Source organism: Maritalea sp. YIW29 (assembly GCF_057219265.1).
Genome location: NZ_JBXVVF010000001.1, coordinates 779,073 through 799,065, shown reverse-complemented (window position 1 = coordinate 799,065; position 19,993 = coordinate 779,073). Strand labels below are relative to the sequence as shown.

Annotated in this window: 19 protein-coding genes; 6 read left to right on the top strand and 13 right to left on the bottom strand. The window is 49.1% G+C overall.

Annotated features, from left to right (window positions below):
• Positions 1–90 precede the first annotated feature (90 nt).
• Together AC2D8L_RS03990 and aspS are read right to left on the bottom strand one after the other, a co-directional pair.
• Positions 91–1,830, bottom strand: coding sequence for an EAL domain-containing protein (locus tag AC2D8L_RS03990; protein WP_484684152.1), 1,740 nt, complete (start codon positions 1,828–1,830; stop codon positions 91–93).
• 253 nt (positions 1,831–2,083) lie between these two features.
• Positions 2,084–3,856 carry an aspartate--tRNA ligase gene (aspS, locus tag AC2D8L_RS03985; protein WP_484684151.1) on the bottom strand — a complete coding sequence of 591 codons (1,773 nt, stop codon included), beginning with the start codon at positions 3,854–3,856 and terminating at the stop codon, positions 2,084–2,086.
• A gap of 216 nt (positions 3,857–4,072) precedes the next feature.
• Between aspS and rnd the strand changes: the two genes are divergently transcribed.
• On the top strand, positions 4,073–5,227 hold the full coding sequence (rnd, locus tag AC2D8L_RS03980; protein ID WP_484684150.1) for a ribonuclease D: 1,155 nt from the start codon (positions 4,073–4,075) through the stop codon (positions 5,225–5,227).
• Here rnd and AC2D8L_RS03975 read toward each other — a convergent pair.
• From AC2D8L_RS03975 to AC2D8L_RS03960, 4 genes are all read right to left on the bottom strand, one after another.
• Positions 5,224–6,792, bottom strand: a complete 1,569-nt coding sequence (locus AC2D8L_RS03975; RefSeq protein ID WP_484684149.1) for a Ppx/GppA phosphatase family protein — start codon at positions 6,790–6,792, stop codon at positions 5,224–5,226. The two genes, rnd and AC2D8L_RS03975, sit on opposite strands and share 4 nt — an antisense overlap.
• The gene (locus AC2D8L_RS03970; protein ID WP_484684148.1) at positions 6,789–8,957 is read right to left on the bottom strand and encodes an RNA degradosome polyphosphate kinase; all 2,169 of its coding nucleotides are present in this window, start codon (positions 8,955–8,957) and stop codon (positions 6,789–6,791) included. The genes AC2D8L_RS03975 and AC2D8L_RS03970 overlap by 4 nt, the downstream gene beginning before the upstream one ends.
• A gap of 90 nt (positions 8,958–9,047) precedes the next feature.
• Positions 9,048–9,740 carry a P-loop NTPase family protein gene (locus AC2D8L_RS03965; protein ID WP_484684147.1) on the bottom strand — a complete coding sequence of 231 codons (693 nt, stop codon included), beginning with the start codon at positions 9,738–9,740 and terminating at the stop codon, positions 9,048–9,050.
• Positions 9,741–9,751: 11 nt separating this feature from the next.
• Entirely contained in the window at positions 9,752–10,894 is a 1,143-nt protein-coding gene (locus AC2D8L_RS03960; RefSeq protein WP_484685147.1) for an AI-2E family transporter, read from the bottom strand.
• 150 nt (positions 10,895–11,044) lie between these two features.
• Between AC2D8L_RS03960 and purM the strand changes: the two genes are divergently transcribed.
• The 4 genes from purM to AC2D8L_RS03940 all read left to right on the top strand — a co-directional run bounded on the left by purM (position 11,045) and on the right by AC2D8L_RS03940 (position 14,453).
• A complete protein-coding gene (gene purM / locus AC2D8L_RS03955) occupies positions 11,045–12,121 on the top strand; it encodes a phosphoribosylformylglycinamidine cyclo-ligase (RefSeq protein ID WP_484684146.1) in 1,077 nt (358 codons plus the stop codon).
• Positions 12,118–12,747: a phosphoribosylglycinamide formyltransferase gene (gene purN / locus AC2D8L_RS03950; protein ID WP_484684145.1), complete on the top strand. Its 630-nt coding sequence runs from the start codon at positions 12,118–12,120 to the stop codon at positions 12,745–12,747. Before purM ends, purN begins: the two co-directional genes overlap by 4 nt.
• A gap of 11 nt (positions 12,748–12,758) precedes the next feature.
• Positions 12,759–13,454 carry an SDR family oxidoreductase gene (locus AC2D8L_RS03945; RefSeq protein ID WP_484684144.1) on the top strand — a complete coding sequence of 232 codons (696 nt, stop codon included), beginning with the start codon at positions 12,759–12,761 and terminating at the stop codon, positions 13,452–13,454.
• A gap of 102 nt (positions 13,455–13,556) precedes the next feature.
• On the top strand, positions 13,557–14,453 hold the full coding sequence (locus tag AC2D8L_RS03940; protein WP_484684143.1) for a DMT family transporter: 897 nt from the start codon (positions 13,557–13,559) through the stop codon (positions 14,451–14,453).
• Between the two features lie 15 nt (positions 14,454–14,468).
• Here the strand turns inward: AC2D8L_RS03940 and AC2D8L_RS03935 are convergent, their stop codons facing one another.
• On the bottom strand, positions 14,469–15,191 hold the full coding sequence (locus AC2D8L_RS03935) for a helix-turn-helix transcriptional regulator (protein ID WP_484684142.1): 723 nt from the start codon (positions 15,189–15,191) through the stop codon (positions 14,469–14,471).
• 80 nt (positions 15,192–15,271) lie between these two features.
• Between AC2D8L_RS03935 and AC2D8L_RS03930 the strand changes: the two genes are divergently transcribed.
• On the top strand, positions 15,272–16,003 hold the full coding sequence (locus AC2D8L_RS03930; RefSeq protein ID WP_484684141.1) for a glutathione S-transferase family protein: 732 nt from the start codon (positions 15,272–15,274) through the stop codon (positions 16,001–16,003).
• A 29-nt stretch (positions 16,004–16,032) separates the two neighbouring features.
• On the opposite strand, the gene AC2D8L_RS03925 is transcribed toward AC2D8L_RS03930, so the two are convergent.
• The 6 genes from AC2D8L_RS03925 to gatB all read right to left on the bottom strand — a co-directional run bounded on the left by AC2D8L_RS03925 (position 16,033) and on the right by gatB (position 19,986).
• Entirely contained in the window at positions 16,033–16,428 is a 396-nt protein-coding gene (locus AC2D8L_RS03925; RefSeq protein ID WP_484684140.1) for a VOC family protein, read from the bottom strand.
• Positions 16,418–16,918: a GNAT family N-acetyltransferase gene (locus AC2D8L_RS03920; protein WP_484684139.1), complete on the bottom strand. Its 501-nt coding sequence runs from the start codon at positions 16,916–16,918 to the stop codon at positions 16,418–16,420. The genes AC2D8L_RS03925 and AC2D8L_RS03920 overlap by 11 nt, the downstream gene beginning before the upstream one ends.
• A complete protein-coding gene (locus AC2D8L_RS03915; RefSeq protein ID WP_484684138.1) occupies positions 16,915–17,394 on the bottom strand; it encodes a GNAT family N-acetyltransferase in 480 nt (159 codons plus the stop codon). Before AC2D8L_RS03915 ends, AC2D8L_RS03920 begins: the two co-directional genes overlap by 4 nt.
• 28 nt (positions 17,395–17,422) lie before the next feature.
• Positions 17,423–17,875: a GNAT family N-acetyltransferase gene (locus AC2D8L_RS03910; protein WP_484684137.1), complete on the bottom strand. Its 453-nt coding sequence runs from the start codon at positions 17,873–17,875 to the stop codon at positions 17,423–17,425.
• Positions 17,876–18,000: 125 nt separating this feature from the next.
• Positions 18,001–18,498, bottom strand: coding sequence for a GNAT family N-acetyltransferase (locus tag AC2D8L_RS03905; protein ID WP_484684136.1), 498 nt, complete (start codon positions 18,496–18,498; stop codon positions 18,001–18,003).
• A 3-nt stretch (positions 18,499–18,501) separates the two neighbouring features.
• On the bottom strand, positions 18,502–19,986 hold the full coding sequence (gene gatB / locus AC2D8L_RS03900; protein WP_484684135.1) for an Asp-tRNA(Asn)/Glu-tRNA(Gln) amidotransferase subunit GatB: 1,485 nt from the start codon (positions 19,984–19,986) through the stop codon (positions 18,502–18,504).
• Positions 19,987–19,993: the final 7 nt, after the last annotated feature.

The window sequence follows — 19,993 nt, the reverse complement described above, 5'->3', positions numbered from 1 at the left end:
GTTTGCCACTAAACCGAAGAAAAGAAAAGCACCAGAATTACGTAGCTGCGCATTTTTGGTCACTAAATCATATAGGGGAATGGAAGGGAATTAGCCTGTAGCTTTAGTTGTGGATCCCTCGTTAAGTTCAGACTCAGCAATATCGACCAAACTTAATCCCTCTTGGATCTCAACCTGTTTCACTTCTATCTTTTCATGCACGGGGTCTCCGCCAGCGGTCTTAGCTGCAGCTTCGCCCTCGCCGCCAGTTTCTTCTTCCGCGTCAAGTGCTGTCGCATCCTTCACACCCGGTGCTGCGACTTTGTTTTTGGCAGCAAGCTCAAGCTCGTCGTCATCTTCAAAATTAACAAGGTCATCAACGCGCTCTTCATCAATTTCGTCGATGAGCTGCACTTCGTCATTATTCATGCGCTCCGCAAGCGCAAGATAGGCGTCTATGGGCAATGCAGGCGCAAACAAAAAGCCCTGTGCTTGGCGAATTCCCTTTTTGCGCAAATAAAGTGCCTGTTCTTCTGTTTCTACGCCCTCTGCGATAATCTCCGTGCCGAGTTCGAATGCCATGCCAATTAGCGCGTCAACCACTGGAACCGGTTGATTACGATGCTTAATGAGTTCAACAAACATCCGATCGATCTTAACAATATCGATCCCCAGCTTTTGAATATATGCTAAGTTCGAATGCCCGGTGCCAGCATCATCAAGTGCAACTTTCGCACCCAAATCTCTCAGCGAATGAATGATAGCGTTAACGCCGGCAATGTCCGACAAAGGCTGTCGCTCAGTGATCTCAAACACCAATTGGCTATATCGAATATTGGTGGCCCCAAAAATTGACTGAACATCTTCAACAATAGATCCGTCTCGGAAATGACGTTCGAACAGATTGATACCAATCTTAAGGTGAGGATGCCGATCACACAGATCCTCTAGATCATCCCGCACCTGTTCCATCATTGAAAGCGTCATCGGAATGGCCAAGCCGCTTAGTTCGGCATACTCGATGAACGCCCCGGGCGATATAATTTCACCGTTGGGTTTCTCCCATCGGATGAGCACCTCGCAACCAGCAATATGGCCCGTTTGTAGATCGATCACTGGCTGATAGCGCGGTCGAAGCTCACCATCATTGATGGCGCGCTCCAAATCGAATGTGGGGGTTTGCGCGCGGCGTACATACTGAACGCACAACCACAAGAACACGCAACTCGCTAGGCTAGCGACAACCGTGAACCCAATTTGAAGATCAGCATATTCAGCCGCAATAATGACAACGGGAATGGCTGCAGAAACAACAATTGGCACATTCTGGGCCAGTTGTTCAACATACAAAAAATTCTCATCTGGATGCGGATCCTCGTAAAACCGCAGCGGGTCGCCAAACTCATAAATGGACAGGCCATTCGAAAGTGAGAAGCGGGTCATGATCGACTTTTCAACCCCACCATGCCCCGCGTCAAACAGGTGTGCATTTATGGGAACAAATGCAGATACTTCTTTGCCCGGGCGAACTCTAAGGGAAACCTTAAGTAGCGGAATTTCAGCTCCCTCAAGACGAACCACCGTCATTTCTTGCGGTCCGCCTGGCATGCTCATTGTTGGAGAGATCGCAACGTATTTAAACTCGTCACCATATAGTGCGCACTGTAAACCACCATCTGTCGTATTTACGATCAATTGGCGCAAAACAAAATTGCTCCGCATTTCGCCGGCTGCTGCTCGATAAAATGAGGGGGTGCATAGTGATGGGCTTTTGGTTGTTAGGGCTTTGAGCGTTTCGGTGGCAGCTTCCACAGAATGCTGAGTTTCATCAACAATTTTGTTTATAGCCATCTTAAGTTCTTGCGTGCCCCGCATGCGAACGTAAGAATCAAGCATATAATCAACAGAGATTACTGGCGCGAACGCCAGTATCGCGCTGAAGAACATCAATATCTGCGATATTCGAGATTTCAATTTGGCCACGCGTCAACAAATTATCTTGAATATGTTGTAGCGAACGAGGATTAACACCGAATTAACCAAAAACGACGCCGCGATAGAAACCGGGCGCCGTTTTTCTTTAATTTCAATATGTTAGCTAGTCTTATTCAGTTGGCAGATTCAACCGAATGCTCAATTCTCGCAATTGACGAGCCGAAACATCAGATGGTGCGCCCATCAATAAGTCTTCTGCTTGCTGATTCATCGGGAATGCTGTGACTTCGCGAAGGTTCTCTTCACCACACAACAACATCACAATCCGATCAATCCCTGGTGCAATTCCACCATGCGGAGGCGCGCCAAATTCCATCGCGCGAAGCATGCCGCCAAATTTCTCGTACAAGATGCTCTCATCATAACCAGCAAGATCAAATGCCTTCTTCATGATTTCTGGGCGGTGGTTCCGAATAGCGCCAGAGCTCAACTCAAATCCGTTACACACAATGTCATATTGGTATGCATTGATTGTCAAAGGATCTTGGTTTTCCAAGGCATCAAGGCCACCTTGCGGCATGGAGAATGGGTTGTGAGAGAAATCAACGCGCTTTTCGTCTTCATTCCACTCAAACATTGGGAAATCAACAATCCAACAAAGATCGAAACGATCCTCATCAATCAATTTCAGGTCTTTACCGACTTTCGTCCGCGCAGCGCCCGCAAAGCTGACAAACTTGGATGGAAGACCACAGGCAAAGAATACCGCATCGCCATCTTTAAGACCAAGTTGGTCACGCAAAGCCAACGTGCGCTCTGGACCAATATTCTTAGCAATTGGACCCGCGCCCTCACCGTCTCTAAAGAAGATATAGCCAAGACCAGGCTGACCTTCGCCCTGTGCCCATTTGTTCATGCGATCACAAAAAGCGCGTGAACCACCGGTTGGCGCCGGGATTGCCCAAACTTCAACTTTAGGATCGTTTGCAATCTGGTTGGCGAAAACGCCAAATCCAGAACCAGCAAAATGCTCGGTTACGCTTTCCATCTCAATTGGGTTTCGAAGGTCCGGCTTATCGTTGCCGTATTTGCGCATAGATTCAGCATATGGAATGCGTGGGAATTCTTGAGTGACAGGCTTGCCTTCACCAAATTTCTCAAACACACCGCGCAAGACTGGCTCAATGGCCTGGAATACGTCTTCTTGTTCAACAAAGCTCATCTCGATATCGAGCTGGTAGAATTCGCCGGGTGACCGGTCAGCCCGCGCATCTTCATCACGGAAACATGGTGCAATTTGGAAATAACGGTCAAAACCGGAAATCATCAGCAACTGTTTGAACTGTTGCGGTGCTTGAGGCAGCGCATAGAATTTGCCGGGATGTGAACGCGACGGCACTAAGAAATCCCGCGCGCCTTCAGGGCTAGACGCCGTCAGGATTGGCGTTTGGTATTCCATGAAACCTTGATCGGTCATGGTTGCGCGCAAATGCGAAATAATCTTTGAACGCATCACAATGTTGTTGTGAATACGTTCGCGACGCAAATCCAAGAAACGGTGCTTGAGGCGAATATCCTCTGGATATTCTTGCTCACCAAATACAGGCATTGGCAGCTCTTTTGATGCGCCAAGCACTTCGATTTCGCGGATGTAAACCTCAACGTCGCCTGTTGGTAGGTCAGCATTTGCAGTTCCCGCAGCGCGTTCTTTAACGTCACCATCAAGGCGCACAACAAATTCTGAACGCAAAGCTTCTGCCAATGCAAATGCATTAGAATCAGGATCAACAACACATTGTGTCATGCCGTAGTGATCACGAAGGTCAATGAACAGAACTCCACCATGATCTCGAACACGGTGAACCCAGCCTGAAAGGCGAACAGTGTCACCAACATGGGTTTTGCGCAGGTCTGCGCATGTATGGCTACGATAACGGTGCATTTTATACCAATCCCGGTCATCCGTTTGGAAAATTTTGCGCGGAAAAGCGCACGCCATGCCCGGTTTGTCAAGCATAGTCATCCAAGAACATGCTTCATCCGTCAGATGAATACACATCAAGGCTTGCAACTTGGCTCAAAAACCGCACACTAGCGTGTCATTCAATAGCCCAAAAACAAGACTGTTTCAAACGTCGATCTGGATAAAAAGAACAATATGAAAATCATAACGTCCACGAAGGACTTGGCAGACTTCTGTAATGCTGCAAAAACCTTTGACTTTGTTACAGTCGACACAGAGTTTTTGCGCGAAACTACCTACTGGCCCATTCTATGCCTTGTGCAAATGGCAACGCCGGAAGACGCCGTAATCGTCGACCCTATGGTTGAGGGCATTGACCTGTCCCCGATGTTCGAATTGTTCCAAGACAAATCAGTCGTCAAGATTTTCCATGCGGCCAAACAAGACATCGAAATATTTGTCAAGCTATCTGGTGAGGCACCTCAACCGGTGTTCGATACCCAGGTCGCAGCCGCGGTTTGCGGATTTGGCGACAGCGTTTCCTACGACAATTTGGTGCGCCAAATCACCGGCACCCAGCTCGACAAAAGTTCACGTTTCACCAATTGGTCACACCGTCCATTGACAGACAAACAACTTACATATGCCATTGGCGACGTTACTCACTTGCGCGACTGCTATCTTCATATCTTAGATCTGCTCGACAAAAAACAACGTCACGCTTGGATTGAAGACGAGCTTAACGCTTTGATGGATAAGCACAAATATCTTGTGCAACCAGAAGACGCATGGAAACGCCTCAAGATGAAGGTCAATCGCCCTCGTGATCTGGAGATGATGAAACGGCTTGCGGCATGGCGCGAGACTAAAGCCCAGCAACAAGATGTACCACGCGGACGTGTTGTGAAGGATGACGCCGTTTATGAATTGGCGCAGCAGCAGCCTACATCTGCTAAAGCATTCGATCGGTTGCGATCTTTCTCAAAAGGGTTTGGACGCTCATCCTCCGCAGCAGAAATCATCGAGATCGTCGCGGAAGTGCAATCAATCAACAAAGACGCGTTGCCAAGCGTGCCGCGCAAACCGAATGGCCCCTCACCCAAAGGCGCCATTGGCGACTTATTGCGGGTTTTGTTAAAAGCTGTGAGCGAAGGCGAAGGCGTAGCGCCGCGCATCATTGCAAGCAGTGACGACATTGATTCTATCGTACTTGACGACAACGCTGATGTGCGTGCGTTAGCAGGTTGGCGTCGTGATGTCTTCGGCGACAAAGCATTGGCCATCAAGCATGGAAAAATGGCCCTCGGCGCAACCCCAGACGGCATCGTCCCCATTAATGTGGATCTCTAAGTCGATTTTGACGTGGTGATTTGAGCTTCAACACCCATAAATGCGGCCAATTGAGTTAGGCGGCGGATTGTTTTTTCTGCCGCTAGAACTTCCATCCCGTCCGGTAAAACCAGTTGCAGCTCATCTTGGACCATTTGCCAATCCACCCTTGGCAGGACATTGGGCAAAGCAGCAGACAGCAAATAAGCCAGTCGAAACAATGCCCCAAGCAGGTCGGCATGCTCTGCATATTTGGTGCTGCAAAGCTCAAAAATTTCGTCATTTTCGGCGTGCTTGCGTTTCAGGCCCATATAACGGACCGCCAAAGTTCGGGCCAAATGTGCTCGTCCTGAATGATCGACACCGATGAATGAGCCAAAAACCACAGCGTCCACAGCCTGTACACCGCGATAATCCGGATGTTCACGCCATGCAATGTCGGATAAAAAACATGCAGCATGGCGCAATTGAGTTTGCGTTCTGTTTTCCTTGACCTCGGTCGCCGCAAAAAATTGGTCGGTAAACGCAACCAGATCGTGCGCATGTTGCGGAGAGCGAGATCGCAAAATCGACAATTCCTCGCAAGCTTGGATCAACGGATCGATTTGCTGTTCTGCATTATCGAGCTGGCCAAACAAATAGCCTTCGCGAACACCAAGGGCCGAGAATTTTACGGACGTGAATTTGCCAATCTCTAAAACAGCCCTCAACGCAGCAGCGCCATAAGCCAGCAGTTCTTTACGATTGGATGACAAGCGCTGAACGGACGGCAATACTTCACCTTCTTCCGCAAACTGGATGATTTGTTTGCACAATTCAACCATTTCATCCGCATCTACCCGATATCCTTGGATCATCGATAAGGGATAATCGGTCTGCTGCTGATGCACTTTCGCAATCGCCCGCCAGGTGCCGCCAATCGCCACAAACTCTGGCTTGTTGTGATCTTCAAACAGGTCAGATTGCTTTAAGCGTTCACGGCAGAGCTTATAGGCTTTTGACGGAGAACCTTTACTGTCCTCTTGAAGGCGAATTGCACCCAACGGATGGGTCTCCCCACCCACGGGCAATTCACCATCTAGTCTGGCAAATTCCAAACTACCGCCACCAAAATCCCCCAACATACCTTTTTGGCGTGGCATGCCAGCGATGGTGCCCAATGCAGCGTAATAGGCTTCTTCTTCACCAGAAAGAATGCGAACATTTGCGCCCATTATCTCTTCGACAGCTTCGATAAACATTGCGCCGTTGCTGGCGTCCCGCGTGGCGGCGGTAGCCAAAATATGCAATTCACCGATTTTGCTGAGTTCACAAACAAGGGCGAACCGGCGCATTGCGATTAGAGCCCGTTCAACATTTTCTTGTGCAAGCGCCCCGGTTTCGCCAATGCCGCGGCCCAAGCCGCACGCAACTTTTTCGTTGTAAATTGGGGTGAGTGCACGAACATGACGTTCATAGATTACCAACCGGACCGAGTTGGAGCCCACGTCAAGAACGGCAATTGGTTTGCCTTCATCGATGCGTCCCTGCGCAATTCGCCCTTGGGCAGGTGGTATTTTCAGCGACTTAACAAATGATTTGATCAATCATCTTCCTCGTCAACAAGCCCCTCACTAACGGATGCACTTCCACGGCCAGATAAGCTTGGATTGGTCATGAAATAGTCATGAGCATTAAATGCAACCTCACCCTCTTGTGGCTCGATTCGCCGCGAAGTGCCATCCGGCAGCACTTCCCAACTTTGCTCGTTGTCGTTGAGATTGGCGACCATGATGCGGTCAAGAACTTGTTTATGAACAGTTTTATTGAACAACGGCACCAACACTTCGACACGACCATCTAGGTTTCGTGGCATCAAATCTGCCGATGAAATGTAAACAGCGGCCTTGCGCGACGGCATAACGTGCCCCTGCCCGAAACAGAAAATGCGCGAATGTTCTAGAAATCGCCCAACAATGCTTTTCACTCGAATGTTGTCGGAGAAATCGGGAATACCTGGCCGCAAACAACAAATACCGCGCACAATCAGGTCAACCTGCACACCGGCTTGAGACGCCCGATAAAGCGCGTCGATAATTTTCGGATCAACAAGCGAGTTCATTTTAAACCAAATGTTCGCCGGTTCATCTGCTTTGGCGTGCTCAATTTCTTGATCAATGTGTTGCAGCAATTTGGAACGCAACGACATCGGCGAAACCGAAATACAATCAAGCGCTGTAGGGCGCGCATATCCGGTGATGAAGTTGAAAACTCGCGCAACGTCGCGCGTAATGGTCGTGTTAGAGGTAAAATAGCTCAGGTCAGTATAAATTTTGGCGGTGATTGGGTGATAGTTGCCCGTGCCTATATGGCAATAAGAAACCAACTTCCCCTTCTTTTCCCGCCGCACGACTTGGCTAAGTTTGGCGTGGGTCTTCCACTCAATGAAACCAAAAACCACCTGAACGCCTGCCCGCTCTAAATCACGGGCCCAACGAATATTCGCTTCCTCGTCAAATCGCGCTTTCAGTTCGACGAGCGCAGTCACCGACTTCCCCGCTTCTGCCGCTTGAATAAGCGCCTTCACAATTGGGGAATCGTTTGACGTTCGATAAAGGGTCTGTTTGATCGCAACGACGTCGGGGTCGCTCGCGGCCTGCATCAGAAATTGAGCGACAATATCAAAGCTCTCATATGGGTGGTGTACCACAAAGTCTTTTTGCTTAATCGCAGCGAAACAATCACCCGAATGGTCGCGCACACGTTCTGGGAAACGGGCGTTGAACGGCTTAAACTTCAAATCTGGTCGATCAACACCGCAGATTTCCGACGCATCTGCGAGGGCCAAGAAACCATCAACTTCAAACGTATCCTCTGGCGTTACCCGCAATTCGCTAGCAATGCGTTTGCGCAACTTGCGCGGCATCGAACGGTCGATCTCTAGACGGATCACCTGCCCCCGGCGGCGTTGACGCAATGCAGATTCAAATTCAACAACAAGGTCTTCCGCCTCATCATCAATTTCCATTTCGCTATCACGAATAACCCGGAACGCGCCGCATCCAACCACTTCATAACCGGGAAACATGCCCTCAAAAAACAGATTGATCAAGGTTTCAATCGTCACCATTTCAATGCGTTTGCCGCGCGTTAGATCGTCGGGCAGAAAGACGAATCGATCCATATTGCTGGGCACACGCACAAGCGCGGTAAGGGTTTGATCATCGTCAGGTCGACGAAGCTCAAACGCCAACGAAAAACCCAAATTTGGGATAAAGGGAAATGGGTGCGCGGGATCGACCGCCATCGGCGTAAGAACCGGAAAAATCTCTTCCTTGAACATCTGTTCCAAATAGGCGAGCTGGTCGGCAGATATGTCCTTTTCGTCATGCAACACAACGTTCTGGCTTGCGAGCGCTTCGCGAATGTCCTGCCAATTGTCTTGCTGTTCAAGGTGAAGATGTTGCGCGAGCGCAGTGATTTCGTCCAATTGCTCCGCAGCGGACATCCCGTCAGCGCTAAGCCGGGTCACACCGGCCCGCAACTGCCCTTTCAAACCGGCAAAACGCACCATGAAAAACTCATCCAAGTTACTGGCTGAGATCGAAACAAACCGCAATCGCTCAAGTAGCGGGTGTGCGACATTCCCTGCTTCTTCCAACACCCGCATATTGAATTGAAGCCAAGACACCTCGCGATTGACAAACCGCGCCGGGCTTTCCCAAAGCGAACTGGCTTCTGGTGCTGATTGATCCGCCGGAACATTGTCCATTTTTTCGCCTCAAATTTGAGCGCTCAACGCGCAGAATATTATGTATTCCAGTTTCATAAATCGGATATATGGCAGTTAAGTTACATCGGTTTAACCCAATGGCTCTTTCGCCAACTGTTCCAAAGCGTCTGCCGCCACGCGTTTGGTGATCGCTTTGCCGCGCGATAGGGCCAGCTCGTCCATCTTTTGCACTAGTGCCACCACACTGGCCGGAGAACGCTCCATACGCGGCATCACATAACTTATCAAAGATGGGTCCACTTGCACTTGACGATCATCAAATAGCTTCACAAAAAGCTGCATCAAATGAGCATCGTCCAAAGGCGCAATTTCAACCGAGTGCGCCAAGCGAAGGCGAGAACGCACATCATCAGTTTGCAAATCCCATTCGTTTGGGTGCAACGCGGCCGTGAGCACGATCCGATGTTCTGAACGCATGGCTTGGTTCAACAAATTGAACAACGGCACCTCGCCCATCCATAATAGATCAGCATTTTCCACCAAAAGGTCGCTGTCCAGATATTCGGGCCAATTGTCACCGGAACAGAGTTTTTTGGCCCCCATATGTTTGGCCCAAATGCCCGCCAAATGGGTTTTGCCCGATTTCGCAGGGCCATGCAAAATGGTAACTTGCGCTGGCCAATCATTATTCACCAGAAAATGGTCATAGGCCTGTTTGTTGCCAGCACCCACAACGAAGTCAGCTTCGCCCATCGCCGTTTCCACCGGCAAATCGAGCACCAATTGATGGCTCTTATCTGACCCGTCTGCGTCCTTCGTCATTTGAATTCGTACTAACCCTTAACACCGTCTTCTTGCGTCACCTCTGTGTCGACTTGCGCCTCGGTCACAGTCGCCACCGATCCATCTACTGGTTCGTACAGTGGGCTTTCCAAATACTTCTTCACGGCAAATCGACCCAAGACGCCTGCAATAGCGGCCATTGGCACGGCAAGTAAGACGCCAACGGCACCAAATAGCGACGCAAAGGCAAACAGCGCGAACATCAGCCAAACCGCGTGCACACCGATAGAGCGACCAACAAGTTTGGGGTAAAGAATGTTGCCTTCAATGAATTGGCCAATAATAAAAATACCGAACACAATGCCGACCATAAACCAATCTGGCCAGAACTGAACAAGGGCAACGCCAATTGAAAGGACAAATCCAATTAGGAAACCGACATATGGAATGAAGCTAAAGAGGCCTGCAGCCAACCCGATAGCCAAACCAAAGTTCAAACCAACCAACGTCAATGACGTTGCATAGAACGCAGCCAGGATAAGCACTACAGAGCTTTGTCCACGCAAAAATCCAGCCATGGCCTGATCAATGTCCGCAAAAACTTCACGAATTTCGGCCCGGTGGGAGCGTGGCAACAATTCATCGACCCGCTTCACCGTTTGGTCCCAATCTAGCAACAAATAAAACGCAACAACTGGCGTAACGATGATCAAGCCAAGGGCATTGAGCAACGTGAGACTGCTTTGCGCAACGCGCGTTGAAATATCAACAAGGAAGCCAACCCCTTGGGTCAGCAGCTGATTGAGCCAATTCTCGAACTCAGCGGCCCGTTCCGCACCCAGCCGTTCGCCAATCTGTTCATAGAATGTTGGCGCATATTGGTTGGCAAGCGTTTGCAATTGCAAAATATAGCCAGGCAATCTTTCGACCAAACCGATCAATTGCTGCACCAAAGGTGGCACAATGAACAAAAATAAGCCGACAAACAAAGCAACAGCGACCACCAAAATCGTCAATGTTGCCCAAAATCGGGAAAATTTAATCCTCTCCAGCAAATCGGCCACAGGGTCCAGCAAATAGGCAAGAATCATCCCTGCAATGAACGGCAACAAGATGCCGCGAAACACCCACATGAATAAAATGAAGAGCACGAGCATCACAACCCACGCTTTTATCTGATTTTGCAGTGTCATATAGGGCTCCGCCTCTTGCGTGAATACGTTCAAACCTTTATCAGCGCTGATATCGTTTTGAATGCGTTTATTCAACCAGATATGGCTGATCGCATCAACATTTTCGCCAAGTTGAGCGAACATGCCTAAAAATAGGGATTGGGGCACAAAATGCCAGATAATGCATCAAAAAAAACCAACGGGCTTTCTTATCGCGACGCGGGCGTTGATATCGACGCGGGCAATGAGTTGGTTGAGCGGATTAAGCCAGCCGTAAAATCCACCAAACGTCCCGGCTCGGACACCGAAATTGGCGGCTTTGGCGGCTTGTTCGACCTTAAGGCAGCAGGTTTTACCGATCCGATATTGGTTGCTGCGAACGATGGTGTCGGCACCAAACTCAAAATCGCCATCGATAGCGGTGTTCACAACACAGTCGGCATCGATTTGGTTGCCATGTGCGTGAACGATTTGATCGTGCAAGGTGCAGAACCCCTCTTCTTTCTTGACTATTACGCCACCGGCAAACTCGAAAACGACGTTGCGGTAGCCGTTGTTGAAGGCATTGCCACTGGATGTCGCGATGCAAATTGCGCACTTATTGGTGGCGAGACTGCAGAAATGCCGGGCATGTACAAGGCCGGCGATTACGATTTGGCTGGTTTTTGCGTTGGTGCCGCAGAACGCGGACAGATGTTGCCGACGGACGATATCGCTGCAGGCGACGTGATCATTGGCTTACGCTCTTCAGGTGTCCATTCGAACGGATATTCCCTAGTGCGCAAAATTGTTGAGCTATCTGGATTGACATGGGATGCAGCGGCGCCATTTGAGGATGGCGTAACATTGGGTGAGGCTTTGCTGCGCCCAACACGCATTTATGTGCGCCAAATATTGGCGGCGCTTAAGAACGGCGCAAAAATCAAAGCCATCGCGCACATCACAGGTGGTGGATTCACAGAAAACATTCCAAGGGTCCTTCCAGAAAACCTAGCGGCAAATATCAACCGCTCAGCCATCACCGCACCACCAGTCTTTGCTTGGTTGGCGGAACAAGGCGGCATCAAGACGGACGAAATGATGCGCACCTTCAACTGTGGTGTTGGCATGGTGCTGGTGGTTTCGGCAGATCAGAAAGAAGCGCTGATTGCAGAATTGAAAGCGGCTGGCGAAGACCCGCTCATTCTTGGTGAACTCAGCGAACGCGAAGGTGACGCGGTCGTCTATTCTGGTGAGCTATCCCTATGAGTGGGAAAACTAAAGTCGCGATCCTAATTTCGGGCCGCGGCTCTAATATGCGCACGCTGATTCAAGCCGCTAACAATCCAGATTATCCTGCTGAAATTATTGGTGTTTTCTCCAACCGCGCCGATGCAGCAGGTTTGGAATATGCCAAGGAACAAGGCATTCAAACCGCAATTATTTCCCACAAAGACTTTGAGACCCGTGAATCATTTTGTGAAGCACTTGATTCAACACTTGAGGAGTGGGGCGCCGAACTGTTGGCCCATGCTGGTTACATGCGCATCCATGCTGACGGTTTTGCTCAAAAATGGACGGGCAAAATGCTGAACATCCACCCTTCTCTTCTTCCATCTTTCAAAGGTCTACACCCCCAACAACAAGCCCTAGACGCAGGCGTGAAGATTTCTGGCGCAACGGTGCATGAAGTCACACCTGAACTTGATGCTGGCCCTCCTGTGTTGCAAGGCGTAGTTCCTGTGCTTGACGATGACGACGCTGAGCGCTTAGGCGCGCGCATTCTTAAAGTTGAACATCAGATATATCCCATCGCATTAAAGCAATTCATCGAAAAACGCGGCAACAACAATGCCGCAAAAGCTGACAAGGCCCAATTCATCTGGCCCGAATAGGAGCAACAACTATGACAAAGACAGTCGTTATCACCGGTGCAAACCGTGGAATTGGATTGGAGTTAGTCAAATGCTATTTGGATGCCAAAGATTGGTCCATTATTGCTGCGTGTCGGACGCCAGACAAAGCAGATACCTTGAACGCCCTCGCCGAGCAAAATCAAAATATTGAGGTCTTGGCATTGGACATTTCAGATGGCACCTCAGTGGCCAATTTTGCGAAATCCGTTGGCGATAGAACGATCGATGTGCTGGTCAACAATGCGGGCATAATCGGCGGCGATCGCCAATCGATGGGTAACATTGATTATGATGACTGGATGGAAACACTGGCCATTAACACGCTCGGGCCTGTCCGCGTGACCGAAGCACTGACCCCCAACCTGCGAAAAAGCAATGCTGGCAAAATCGTTTCAATATCAAGCCAACTTGGCGCGATGCAATATGCCTCACTTGGGCGCTACGCGTACAATTCATCAAAAGCCGGGCTAAACCGCGCGATGACAATTTTGGCGAATGAACTAAAAGCCGAGAACATTGCCGTTGGCATGTATCACCCTGGGTGGGTTCAGTCAGATATGGGCGGCCCTTCAGCTGATCTGACGCCAAAAGAAAGCGCCGAAAGTTTGTTTGCATGCTTCGAAAGCCTTACAATGGCTGATAGCGGCAAATTCTTCAAATGGAATGGCGAGCCGCACGCTTGGTAATACCATCACAAATATTGATGACCGCATTGTAATTTTCGGTTCGACAAGCGCCACACGAACGATGCATAGCTATGTCTTAATTGTCGTACAATGAGGCATGCAATGCGCGTTCAAGATTGGCTGATCATTATCACACTGGGCATTATCTGGGGTGGGTCGTTCCTATTTAATGCGATTATGATTCGCGAGCTGGGACCGCTGAGTATTTCGTTCGGCCGCGTTGCAATCGCCGCGGTGACATGCTGGGTCTTCTACTTTGCCACGGGCAACAAGCTGCCCAAGTTCAATCGGACATATGCTGACCTTTCTTTGATGGGCATCATCAATTTTGCTATTCCGTTCGCCCTTTTCCCACTGGCGCAAAAGTTCATCGCTGTTGGTGTTGCCGGTATCGCCAACGCCCTCACCCCCATCATGGTGGTTATTGTTTCGCACTTTTGGCCGGGCGGCGAAAAAGCCACGAAACACAAATCACTTGGTGTAATCGCCGCATTCGCAGGTGTTTCGGTTTTGGCAGTCCCAGCACTGCAGCAAGGTGGCGACAGCGAAATCTGGGCCCTAGGGCTGATGATTCTTGCCACTCTTTGCTATGGTATTGCCATCAATTGGGCTCGCCACTTTCGCGACGTGAACCCAACATTCATTGCCAGCGTGGCCCTAACCGGCGCATCCATTGCTCTTTTGCCGTTTGTTTTGGCCTTTGAAGGTGTTCCGACAATCCAAAATGAGGAGACCTATTGGTCACTCGTTTACATTGGCATCGCCGCAACAGCTGTTCCGTTCCTCATCATTTATCGTTTGCTTGAACGCGTCGGCGCAACAAATTTTTCAACGTCTACATTCATCGCCCCCGTGTCGGCGATCGGTTTGGGCATCATCGTTTTGGGCGAGCAATTGCTGCTCATCCATATTCTAGGGATGATTGCGATTTTTGTCGGCATTTTCATGATAGACGGTAGATTGTACGCTTGGCTTGGACGCGTAAAACCAACAAGCTAGCAACAGAAGCACAGTTTAGCCATTGGCGGCCGATGCTGCTTCCTTTGGGCGCCGCGCCTTCTCGCACTTCCACCATTCTGTACGCAAAGCGTTCTGACTTTTGGGAATCCGCTCTTGCGTCATAGTGAACATTTCAATGCGGTCGGCTCTAAAGGCGCGAAAATCTTGGCGTAGCTCACACCAGACAAGAAGTAGCCGCTTAAAATCAAAATAGGCCAGTGAGATTGGCCAAACCCGTCGCGTTGAGCGATTTTCATTTTCGTCGCAATAGGTCATTTCCATAATTTTTGCTTCTTTTAGCGCAGCCCTGAGTTGGTGCGACGTAATCTTTCCTTCAAACCTTTCATTAGATTTCTGCGGTGCGTAATAGGGTATATCGAAGAACTCGTCTTTCAGCTCCTGCGGCAGCACGGCGCCAATTTTTGCGACCACATCCTGTGCCGCAACCCGTTGATCCGTGTCGCCATAGACCCCGACCCAACGCGCACCCAGCATCAATGTTTCCAACTCAATTGAGTTGAAAATCAGCGGCGGCAAGTCCATCCCGCCTTCTAATACATATCCAACTCCTGCCTCGCCGCGAACAGGCACATTGATCGATTCTAAACCAACCATGTCCCGGTAGATGGTGCGCGGCGTAACCTCGAGTTCGTCTGCGATTTTTTTGGCCGATATCGGAGCGCCGTTGGCGCGACGTAAAATCTGAACAATTTGCAATAATCGATCCGCTCTTCGCATTTTACATTCCAATGCTGACACCATGCTGTCAGCAGCATGTCAGTATAACAATCCTCATTCAACCATTTAAGGAAAATGAGATGAGCATCCAATTCTTCCAGCCGCCAACAGAACCCGGCAAACCGAACCTAAGTCCATTCTGCACAAAGCTTGATATGATTTTGCAATTGTCAGGCATAGAGTTTGCCCGCCACCTGCAAATGAGCCCAATGGAAGGACCGAAACAAAAAGCGCCATTCATTGAAGACAATGGCGAGCGAATTGGCGATACACAATTCATCGAGCTGCACCTGAAGAAAAATCACGGCGTCGACTTACTAGCCCATATGTCAGCAACAGACAAAGCAGCGGGCCGAATGATCATGAGCACCATGGAAGAGCAACTCTATTTCATTCTGGTCTATTCGCGTTGGCAGGTAGAAGAAAACTGGCCAATCATGGAAGAAATATTCTTCGGCAATATGCCAGCAGAAATGCGCAAAGAGATTGCACCTCAAGCACTTAACATGATGCGGTCTTCTCTACATGGCCAGGGGATTGGCCGTCACACAGCGGAAGAAACCTATTTATTGGCCGAACGGATCATCAACGACACCAGCACGCTGTTGGGATCAAACGACTATTTCATGAGCGACAAGCCGACATCAATTGACGCAAGTATTTATGGCGTTTTGAGCAATTGCTTGGACAATCCCGTAAACGCACCGCTTGCAGACTATGTCAGGAGCCATCCGAATTTGCCGGCATTCTTAGATAGAATATCCGCGCAATTCTTCCCCAATGCTCAAAAGGCACAGCAGCAAGCGGCATGATGTTTGAGGGTGCTGCAAGTTGCACCACTCTACTCCGTCATCGGCACCGTCGGCGAGGAAACATCAATCAGTTGACCGCTCGGGTCTTCGATCAACATACGTTCTTGTCCGTAAGGCATTGCGGTTGGTGGCGAGACAATTTTGGCGCCAGCCGTTAAAGCTAGTTCGTGCGTGCTGTGCACATCTTGAACGACAAACGTCAAGATGCCACCCGTGGCCCTTGTGGCCATCTCCTCGGGAACAATAGGATTATCCACATCCAAAATCGACAATTCAATTAATGGACCAGTTTTGGGGGTTAGAATCACAAACCAATCGCTGTCAAAATGGCGTTTTAGGTCCAATATCGATGTATAGAACTCAGCGCTAGCAGCAACATCCTTTGCCAATATTGTATAAAACAGTCTTGAAACGTCATTGCTCATCGCCGCTTATTTCCTTTTCCATAACAAATTCATAAATCTCATCGTCGCTAAACGCGTCGCGTAATTTCTCAATTACTTGAAAGCCCTGCAATGCATAAAATTGCACAGCCCTTAAGTTTGGCTCGTAAACTTCCAGTTTCACCCTACGCGCAGCGGGAAAATTGGAAATTGCTTTGTTCAACAACTGCTTGCCAATTCCCTGCCCGTGCAATCCATGTGTCAGATAAAGACGCGAAAGATGTAATTCTTCAGGCGCACGCTCATACAATAATGCGTGCCCGACAATCATGTCCCTGTCACATGCGACGAGCGAACATACACTATCTTCCTGCGCTTCCTGCTCAAGCTTTTCTAAGGTGTGCCAACCAGCCGTCAGATTTTCAACGCGTTCAAAGCCGATAATCGAATCGTATGTATCGTGCCAAATGTTCAGGAGAGCAGATTTAAGCGCCTTGGCGTCAGAAGCCTGAGTGTTTCGAACATTGATCACGTTGATCTATCAACCAATTTGCGCATTTTTAGATCAAACACATCAACGCCTTGAGATCGGATCTCACTAGACCGCTCAACAACCTCATACCCTTGCGACAAGTAAAAGCCCGCAGCTCTGGCATTGTCTTCAAATACATCCAATCTGAAGTCAGTGACTTGGGTGAAGTGATCTTCAATCGCCGACAGCATCGCTTTGCCGATTCCTTTGCCGTAATGCGCTTCTTTTAAGAACAGTCGGACGACTTCCACATATTGATCTTCCAGGTCACCACGCGCATGACCGACCAGTTCGCCGTCAATTTCGGCAACAATGCTGTGCATTTTGTCATTGGCAATCTCGTCGTGAATTTGATCTGCTGTATGAACTTTGAACGATTGCTCCAGCATTTCTTCTTCTGTCATTATGCCTTTGTAAGCAACCAGCCAGACCTCGCGCAGAAGCGGTCCAATTAACGCGCAATCTTTTGATTCCATGGGTCTAATCGTAAAACTCATATTGTTCTCACACTTCAACTTCGCGAGGAAATTTCTTTCGCATTCTAAATACATACACATCTTCGCCGCGGGATTTTATTTCCGTTGCTCGGTCAAAAACTTCATACCCTTGAGACAGGTAGAACCCTTTTGCTGCTTCATTATCCTCATACACGTCCAGCTTAACGATCTGAACGTTAGGGAAATGAGTTTCAGCGACGGCGAGCAATTGGGCGCCAATGCCTTTGCCATGAAATTCAGGGCGCAAATAAAGCCGCGCAATATAAACGGTTCCGTCATCTTTCAGGTCCGCTCGCACATGTCCAACAACCAGGTCGTCTACCTGCGCGACGTAACTAGCGATCGACTTGTTGGAAATCTCAGCAAGAATCAATTCGGGTTTGTGCACCTTAAACGATTGTTCCAACAACTCTTCTTCGGTCAAAATACCGAGATAAGTCGCCAACCACACAGACCGCATTAACGGCCCAATATGTTCACAATCTTGTTCTTGAGTTAGGCGAATAGAAAAAGGCATAAAAACCAGAGGAAGGAATTGGCAAATCAGAAGACTTCATCCTAACCAAGAATTAGGCGATTAAAAGCCTAAATTGCCATTGTCATTTTTATGCTGGCGGGTTCATCCGCTCGAGTTGGTTCTGGCCCTGCTTCAAAGAACCCAATTGCCTTGTAAAATGCAATCGCAGAATGATTTCTGTCGAACACACCCAATTCAACATGTTCAGTGCCGGGAAAGCACTCAATGCCCACCTGTAACAATGTTTGGCCTATGCCGCGCCTTGCATGGTTTTTGAGAACATACAAATAGGCCACCAACAATGAATTGTTTTCCCGCGGCAAAATATGGGCATGACCAACAATATCATCGCCACACTGCGCGACAAGACTACATACATTTTCGTCGCGAAGCCGTTCACCGAACTTGTATGGCGTGAGCAATTGCGCGCAAATTTCATCAAGTTTTTGGGGGGAAATCATCTCAACATAGCTTTCGCGCCATGATCTGATCATCATGGCGCTAAGCCTATCTGCGTCTTCAAGTTTAGCAGTGCGGATCGAAAACGGTTTTTGACCCGCAGCCACTTTTTAAAGGCCTAGTTTGGACTTTAGAATTTCATTCACGGCCTGCGGGTTCGCTTTACCGTGTGAAGCTTTCATCACCTGACCAACAAACCAACCCATCAATTTCGGGTTTTCTTGCGCTTTTGCGACCTGATCTGGATTTGAAGTGACGATCTCGTCAACAATCGCTTCAATTGCGCCAGTATCTGTGACCTGTTTCATGCCGCGTTCTTCAACCAAGGTTGCTGGATCGCCGCCTTCGGTCCAAACGATCTCGAACAGGTCTTTGGCAATTTTTCCTGAAATATCGCCTTTAGAAATCAACTCGACAATGCCGCCCAATTGCTCTGCAGAAACAGGGCTTGTCGTGACGTCTTTACCTTCTTTGTTCAGACGGCCAAACAGTTCATTGATCACCCAGTTTGCGGCCAATTTGCCATCACGGCCATTGGCGACATTTTCGTAATAGGCAGCGCTATCCCGGTCAGCAACCAAAACGCTTGCATCATATGCAGAAAGACCAAAATCTTTAATGAACCGAGCCCGTTTTTCATCAGGAAGTTCTGGCAAATCTTTTGCTATCTCTTCGATATAGGCGTCATCAAATTCAAGCGGCAACAGATCTGGCTCCGGGAAATAGCGATAATCTTGCGCATCTTCCTTAGAACGCATGGAGCGTGTTTCGCCCACTTTTGGATCAAACAGACGTGTTTCCTGATCGATTTTGCCGCCATCTTCCAAAATATCGATTTGACGACGGGCTTCAAATTCAATTGCTTGGCCCGCAAATCGCACCGAGTTAACGTTCTTAATCTCGCAGCGTGTGCCAAATTCACCGCCAGGTCGACGAACCGAAACGTTAATGTCGGCCCGCAGTGAACCCTGCTCCATATTGCCGTCACACGTGCCCAAATAGCGCATAATGGTGCGCAACTTGTTGATATAGGCTTTTGCTTCGTCAGCCGAGCGAAGGTCAGGCTTAGACACAATTTCCATCAGCGCTACGCCAGCACGATTGAGGTCGACAAAGCTCATGTTCGGATGTTGGTCGTGAATGAGCTTGCCGGCATCAGTTTCCAAATGTAGCCGTTCAACGCCAATTTCAACTTCGCCATCTTCCCCCATATCGAGCAAGATCTTGCCCTCGCCTACAATGGGATCCAGATATTGAGAAATCTGGTATCCAGGCGGCTGGTCGGGATAAAAATAATTTTTGCGGTCAAAAATAGAACGTTTATTGATCTGCGCTTTCAGCCCCAAACCCGTGCGTACCGCTTGGCGCACGCATTCTTCGTTGATGACCGGCAACATGCCCGGCATCGCCGCATCAACGAAACTCACATTATTGTTGGGCGGCTGGCCAAATTCGGTTGATGAACCAGAAAACAATTTTGATTCTGAAGTGACTTGAGCGTGAACTTCCAGTCCCAAAACCATTTCCCAATCGCCTGTCGCGCCCTTGATAAATTTCTTCGGGTCCGGCGTACGTGTATCAACGAGTTCTGTCATATCGTAT